Source organism: Thermobrachium celere DSM 8682 (assembly GCF_000430995.1).
Taxonomy (GTDB): Bacteria; Bacillota; Clostridia; order Clostridiales; family Caloramatoraceae; genus Thermobrachium; species Thermobrachium celere.
The window spans coordinates 1526028-1532863 of record NZ_HF952018.1; the positions used below are offsets into that span (position 1 = coordinate 1526028).

Consider the following 6836-nt stretch of genomic DNA (forward strand, 5'->3'; position numbering starts at 1 on the left):
AACTTTAAAATTTTATTCAAATACTGTTTGTTCTTCAACAGGGGTTTGCAATGCCTTTAGAGCTTTTTCAACTAACTTTCTTCTAAGATGCTTTTCATCTTCATATGATAGATTTGGATTTCCAAGTGGATGTGGAATTGCTACAGTTGGAACTATTCTATTTGCACCAACTGTCTTTGAAATTGGAACAATTGTACACATGTGAACTACAGGCAATCCAGCCCTTTCAATTTCCTTAACCATCGTTGCACCGCAACGAGTACAAGTACCTCAAGTAGAAGTTAATATAACTGCTTGAACTCCATCTGCTATAAGCTCTCTTGCTATTTGTTGTCCAAATCTCTTTGCATTTGCAACTGCTGTTCCGTTACCAACTGTTGCATAATAGTATTTATGAAGTTCTCCTATCTTTCCTTCTCTTTCAAGTTCTCTTAAAACATCAACTGGAAGTACTCTATCAGCATCTTTATTTGCATATACAGGGTCATATCCACCATGTGCTGTTTCAAATGTTTCACTAGTTAAGTCGTTTACACCTTCTATGCTATATTTTCCAAACTTTGATGCACTTGAAGATTCTATCTTATCTGGATTACCCTTTGGTACTATACCTCCAGATGTTACAAGAGCAATTTTTGCCTTAGTTATATCTAAAACTGGTGGATTTGGTGCTACTCTATCAAAATCTGGCATCTTAAATTCAGTTTTAAATTCTTCGCCTCTTATCTTCTTAATGAGCATATCTACTGCTCTCTTTGATCCTCTCTCTTCAGCAAAGTAGTTCTTTCTAATTCCTCTTTCAATATATCCTTCTTCTTCAGGACTTCCTATCTCTTCATTATTTACAAGCTTTAATGCTAAATCTGCCATCTTAGGAATTGCTTCTCTCATACCTGCAGCACTATCTTTTGTTGATATGATGTAAAGATCCTTCTTATAAAGATCAACACCGGGATTTTCAATATACATACCTGTTACAACTGGTATATTAAGTTTTTCTTTAACATATTTACATATGCTACCGCATGCATTACCATATCTTCCAGCATTAAAGGCTGGTCCTGCTATAAATAAATCAGGTTGGTATTGTTTTACCATTTCAAGAATTGTTTCTTTTGCCTTTTCTTCATTTTCAGCAAAGTATGAGTCACCACAAATTATAGTAGCAACTATTTGTGCTTGTCCTTTAAATGCAGCATTTAATGCCATACCAGGACCTACAAATCCTTCTTTTACAAATGGCTCAATGTGTGCCTTTTCTTCTCCCCCTATTTGTCCAAAGAACTGATTCAAATAATGAACAACCTTAATCATCTATCCCACCTCCCCGGTATCAATCTTTAAATTGAGTATACTGTTCTCTTATTGTACGAACTTCATTTGATATTGCTTCAACATCAAGAACCATTTCCATCATTCCACACTGTTCATCATATACAGCTGGATCACATTCGTTTTTAATTTCTTCTTCTAGAATGTGATATACTCTTAATCCTAATGAAACTCCTGCAAGTGGTCCCGCATATGTTGGGTCACCTGCTGTAACTGTTTCAGCAGAAAGTCCAGCAGCCTCTGCCTCTGAGCCTCCAAGTACTACAACTATATTTTCAGCACCATACTTTTCTGTTAATTCTTTTACTCTTTGTTGGATCTCCAGATCCATTGCACCTGCAGCAGTTCAAACAAAGCATTCAGTTGAAGCAAATACAACTTCAGCCCCTGCACTCTTTACACATTCTTCAATAGCTGGTCCTGGAATACCATCTCTATCTCCTATAGCTATAACTTTTCTATCCTTTAAAATCATAATATTACCTCCTTTTAGAATCCTTTTGCAGTTAAATATCCAAATCCAACTTCACTTGTAGCACCTGTTATAACTTGAATTTCGGCTTCAATTGAGCCATCTTCCTTTAATGATCCAGCAAAACCACCTGCTATAACATCTGCTGCCTCTGGATGTCCTATAACCTTCTTCATTGGTGGTAAAATTACTATCTCATTAGCATTACCTGCAGTAACTACTGCATCTCCTTTTGGAGTTGAATCTGCTAATGATTGAGATGCACCATCTCTACCTGCATATTCATCAGTTACAAGTACAGTCTTTATACCTTTTTCCTCAATCTTATTGCAGTTCATTACAAGGTCTGCGTCTGGATTTCCAAAACCTTCTTCTGAAATTATTACTGCATCAGCACCAAGGAACTCAACAAGCTTTGCAGTATAGTTTGATGATCTTTCCTTATCAGCTAAGTAAACATTTTCATTAGTTATTACACAACCTAGGAAATTTATATCCTTACCATGTCTTTCATATAGATCCTCAATTATTGGATTATTCATATGAACATAAGTTGGGTTTTTGTCGCAGGCTGAAACACAGTTACCACTTACTATTGCTCCATCGAATACTTCAGTTGGGTAAATAAATGTTGGAATTATCTTCTTAGCATCTACACCATACACATAAGTATCATGTAATAATCCTTGGCTTTGAAGCATATATACATAAATAACCTTTGGTAATTCTGGATACTTCTTTACTTGTTCAAGAAGTGGAAGAGTTTCATAAACTTTAATTTCATCTGGTTCAACATTCTTACCTGCCATACCTAAATATGCAGCAGCCTTAAATCCTACCATTCTTACAGCTTCTTCATGCTCATGTTGTGGTAAATTGTCAACAGGTTCACAAATTATTACAACATTATTTGTCTTTGAGAATGGTGTATATTTTGCACCCTCTCCTGACATATCAATTATTCCTTCTTGGAAACCAACAATTTTTCCAGTTGTTACTACTGCAGCACCCTTTAATACATGAGTTCTTCCTGAACCTACAGTGTCAACCTTTGATATAAAGCCTGGGAATATTCCACCCTTACCTTCAACCTTAACTCTAGGTTCAATAACATCCTTAACTGGAATTATTCTTACCTCTTCACCAGGCTTTGCAAGTTCTACGTCAATACTCTTTAATCTTTCATCCCCTGATATTTCCTTTAAAAGTTCTTCTTTGTTGATGTACAAAATTCCATTTTCAACTCTTGTGCTATCAGAAAATTGAACATCTTTAATAAATATTTTTCCTAATTCAAGGCGCACTGCCTTCACCCCCTATATTTTTCACTTTTTACCTTTTAAGAATATTGTGAATATTTATTTTATGATAAGGCTAAGCCTTATTCATAAAATTTCTTTATCATGTTTTCTACATCTTCGATTGAATTTATCTTATCTGGAGTTAGGACTTCTGCTCTTTCACCATTTACATACATAATCATTGTTGGAAGTCCTAATACCTTTTGTGCTATTGCAAGTCTTCTGTTAGCACTTGTATTTAGACTGCAGAACTTAATCTTATCTCCATACTTTTCTTCAAGCTTATGAACATCTGGCATAAGTTCTAAACATCTAGTACACTTATCTCCCCAAAAATCTACAAATACAGGCTTTTCAGTATAGTTTAAAACCTCAGTTTCAAAGTTATCCTTATTTACTTCAATCATACTACCCCTCCTATTTTCCAAATTTTTCATTAATATATTCTTCTGCAGCAATTGCGGCAACAGCACCATCAGCAGCTGCAGTAATTACCTGTCTTAATGTTTTTTGAGTTACATCTCCCGCAGCAAAAACTCCTTCTACATTTGTTCTCATACTTCTATCTGTTATTATGTATCCCTTTTCATCCATTTCTACCTTTCCTCTAAATATCTCACTCTTTGGATCAAGTCCTACAAATACAAATACACCATTTACTGCTAATTCTGAAACCTCTCCTGTTTTTACATTTCTTAGAACAAGTGATTCTAATATTTCATCTCCCTTAGCCTCTTCAACTACTGTATCCCAAATAAACTTTATTTTTGGATGATTAAACGCCTTTTCTTGTAGTGACTTTGCAGCTCTTAAAGTATCTCTTCTGTGGATTATAGTTACACTCTCTGCATATTTAGTTAGATGAAGTGCCTCTGTTATTGCACTATCTCCTCCACCTATTACAGCAACATCTAATCCTTCAAAAAAGTCTGCATCACAAGTTGCACAATATGAAACTCCTCTTCCTCTTAACTCTCTTTCATTCTTAAATCCAGCCATTCTATACTCTGCACCTGTTGCAATTATCACTGTTCTTGCATGATATTCTTCTTTTCTTCCTTTAACTATTTTTATGTCTCCTGTAAAATCTACATCTACAATTTCATCCTTCACAAAAGTAGTACCAAATTCTTCTGCCTGCTTTTTCATTCTTTCTGTTAATGCTGGGCCTGTACAATTTTCAATTGAACCTGGATAATTTTCAAGTTCAGCTGTTGTTGCTGCTTGACCTCCAAACTTTTCCTTTTCAATAACCAATACATCAAGTTTTGATCTTGAACCATAAAGTCCTGCTGATAAACCTGCAGGGCCTCCCCCAATAATCACAATGTCATATACATGGCTCATTTTCTCACTTCCTTTCATAATATTGCATTTTTAATTAAATCAAAATCAATCAACCCAAAATCCTCTAGAGCTTGTTTTGGCCAATTTGGTAATGGTTTATGTTTTAACAAACTATCGGCCTTTAAGATACTTTCTTCTATAATTTGTAAACTCATTAAGTCTACTAAATCATAGTTTTTCTTTGAAACAGCTACAGATTTATAGGGTGTCTGATTTGGTTTTATACTACCCATTAATGGATGGGTTAAAAGCTTATGTCCTCTATGTATATAATCCCTTACTTCGATTAGAACTTCCATTAAAGAAGCACCTTCTAAATATATTACTTCAAATTTAACTTCTAAACTGCTTTTTGTTAATGGATTGTTTGTTATAACTATGGGTTTCTCCTTCAAATGCCACACCCCTTTGTAAACAAATAAAAAAAGGACGTAGTTGCCTACATCCTCTGCTGCCACAGAGTTCTGTCCACAAATAGTACTTTTGCCTGAGAGTATCATAAAACTTGGCGAGTTTTACTTACCCCTTCGGCGCCCTTTCGGGTCTCTCCTATTTGCTTCATCCAGACAATATTCACTTCTATTTATATTATAACTAAAATTTTCAATTTATGCTATTTATTTTTTGAATAGTCTGAATTTAAAAAAATAATAATCCCCTGACAACTACATTTTATAAAATAAGCCCCATAATGTAGATTTTAGGCTTATAAAAAACTAAAATCTACACATGGAGCTTTAAATCAAAACTTATTTATTTACATAAAACCAAACGCCTACTACACCAGGGCCTGAATAGGTTGCAACTACTGTTCCAACTTCTGCCTCAAGCATCTCCTGTATTCCTAATTCCTCTTTTACCATTGTTTTAAATTCAGCAAGATTGTCGTAATCTCTTACTGTTCCAACTGCAAAGTATTCACTCTTATCAAATCCTTCATCTTGAATATATTTTATCATTCTTGATAGCCCTTTTTTCATTCCTCTTGTTTTATCTAATATTTCCAATCTACCTTCATTAATATAAATTATAGGTTTAATATTCAATAATGTTCCAATAGCAGCTTGTGCTCCTGATAGTCTTCCACCCTTTTTTAAATAATCTAATTTATCAAGTATAAAAGCAACTCTAGAACGCTGTGCTAGATCATTAAGTGTATTATATATCTCCTCTACTTCTTTGCCTTCTTCTATCATCTTTGCAGCCTTTAATGCAAGCATTCCTGTTCCAAAGCTTACGCTTCTTGAATCAACCACATAAATATCATCTGTTTCAAGCATATCTTTAGCAATTAACGCTGATTGATACGTACCGCTTAAATTTGAAGAAATATGTATAGAAATAATCTTATATCCCTCATCTAATAGCTTTTTATATTCTTGGCTAAATCTAGCTGGATTTATCTGTGAAGTCTTAGGAAGCTCTTCTCCTTCATCAAGCATTTCAAGTAGTTCATCAATCTTTAAATCTACCCCATCATAGTATAATTTATCCTTATAGGATACTGTTAAAGGTACTACTCTTATGTTGTACTTATTAACTAGTTCCTTTGGAATATCAGAAGTACTGTCAGTAACAATTGCTATTTTATTCATAATACACCTCCATTATTTCATATTAGGGAATCCTATCTGTCTTAGTGCTTCAAATGCTACTATTGATACAGTATTGGAAAGATTAAGTGATCTCTCTGTAGTTTCAACCATAGGGACTCTTATTAAAGTATCTTTAAACATTTCTCTTACGCTATCTGGAACACCAGATGATTCCTTACCAAACATGATAAAATCGCCTCTTTTGTACTCAACTTCAGTATATAGTTTATCTGCTTTAGTTGTAGATAAGTATATTCTTGCGCCTTTATTTACCTCTAGGAAATGCTCAAAACTGTCATAATAAACCACATCAACTAACTTCCAATAATCCATGCCTGCTCTTTTTAAATGTTTGTCATCAATTAAAAATCCAAGTGGTTTTATAAGATGTAATCTTGAATTTGTCAGTACACAAGTTCTCCCTATGTTTCCTGTATTATATGGTATCTCTGGCTGATATAGTACTATATTAAGATTCAATTTTATCCCTCCAACACTTCTTGTCATATTTTTTATTATACCAAGAGTATAAAAAAAAAGTAAATAAAAATTAACTTGTATGAAATTTAACTTAAATTGCAATATTAAATGCAACACCCCTGTGAAAAATCATGTAGAATAGGACTGACAATAGTCAAAATCAGCCTTAAGCCCATCTTAATAATAACAGGAGATGGAGTGCATGGGTTTGTCAAGGGCTGCGTAGCAGGCGGAGCTTTACCCTTGATAAACCACAAGCGACATCTATAATATTCAAAATATGGGATTAAGCAATCTTCGATAGTTCTT

The 6836-nt window shown here is 34.1% G+C and carries 8 protein-coding genes and 1 riboswitch; all 8 genes read right to left on the minus strand.

From position 1 onward, the window contains the following. Nucleotides 1-12: 12 nt before the first annotated feature. The 8 genes from grdB to TCEL_RS08050 all read right to left on the minus strand — a co-directional run bounded on the left by grdB (nt 13) and on the right by TCEL_RS08050 (nt 6527). Nucleotides 13-1314 carry a glycine reductase complex selenoprotein B gene (gene grdB, locus TCEL_RS08010; protein WP_018662984.1) on the minus strand — a complete coding sequence of 434 codons (1302 nt, stop codon included), beginning with the start codon at nt 1312-1314 and terminating at the stop codon, nt 13-15. 19 nt (nt 1315-1333) lie between these two features. After that, on the minus strand, nt 1334-1807 hold the full coding sequence (gene grdA / locus TCEL_RS08015; RefSeq protein WP_018662989.1) for a glycine/sarcosine/betaine reductase complex selenoprotein A: 474 nt from the start codon (nt 1805-1807) through the stop codon (nt 1334-1336). Between the two features lie 14 nt (nt 1808-1821). Continuing rightward, the gene (locus TCEL_RS08025; RefSeq protein WP_018662993.1) at nt 1822-3108 is read right to left on the minus strand and encodes a glycine/sarcosine/betaine reductase component B subunit; all 1287 of its coding nucleotides are present in this window, start codon (nt 3106-3108) and stop codon (nt 1822-1824) included. Between the two features lie 77 nt (nt 3109-3185). Beyond that, on the minus strand, nt 3186-3512 hold the full coding sequence (trxA, locus tag TCEL_RS08030; RefSeq protein WP_018662995.1) for a thioredoxin TrxA: 327 nt from the start codon (nt 3510-3512) through the stop codon (nt 3186-3188). A 10-nt stretch (nt 3513-3522) separates the two neighbouring features. Beyond that, nucleotides 3523-4452 carry a thioredoxin-disulfide reductase gene (trxB, locus tag TCEL_RS08035; RefSeq protein WP_018662997.1) on the minus strand — a complete coding sequence of 310 codons (930 nt, stop codon included), beginning with the start codon at nt 4450-4452 and terminating at the stop codon, nt 3523-3525. A 14-nt stretch (nt 4453-4466) separates the two neighbouring features. Then, nucleotides 4467-4847: a GrdX family protein gene (locus TCEL_RS08040; RefSeq protein ID WP_040683785.1), complete on the minus strand. Its 381-nt coding sequence runs from the start codon at nt 4845-4847 to the stop codon at nt 4467-4469. Between the two features lie 70 nt (nt 4848-4917). Next, a riboswitch (glycine riboswitch) is annotated at nt 4918-5014 on the minus strand. 187 nt (nt 5015-5201) lie between these two features. Next, the gene (locus TCEL_RS08045; protein WP_018663000.1) at nt 5202-6047 is read right to left on the minus strand and encodes a DegV family protein; all 846 of its coding nucleotides are present in this window, start codon (nt 6045-6047) and stop codon (nt 5202-5204) included. 12 nt (nt 6048-6059) lie between these two features. Then, the gene (locus TCEL_RS08050) at nt 6060-6527 is read right to left on the minus strand and encodes a tRNA (cytidine(34)-2'-O)-methyltransferase (protein WP_018663002.1); all 468 of its coding nucleotides are present in this window, start codon (nt 6525-6527) and stop codon (nt 6060-6062) included. Nucleotides 6528-6836: the final 309 nt, after the last annotated feature.

Bases quoted from the DNA above. Each gene is read 5' to 3' on its own strand.
- trxA (WP_018662995.1), bottom strand. From the start codon at position 3,512: ATGATTGAAGTAAATAAGGATAACTTTGAAACTGAGGTTTTAAACTAT.
- trxB (WP_018662997.1), bottom strand. From the start codon at position 4,452: ATGAGCCATGTATATGACATTGTGATTATTGGGGGAGGCCCTGCAGGT.
- TCEL_RS08045 (WP_018663000.1), bottom strand. From the start codon at position 6,047: ATGAATAAAATAGCAATTGTTACTGACAGTACTTCTGATATTCCAAAG.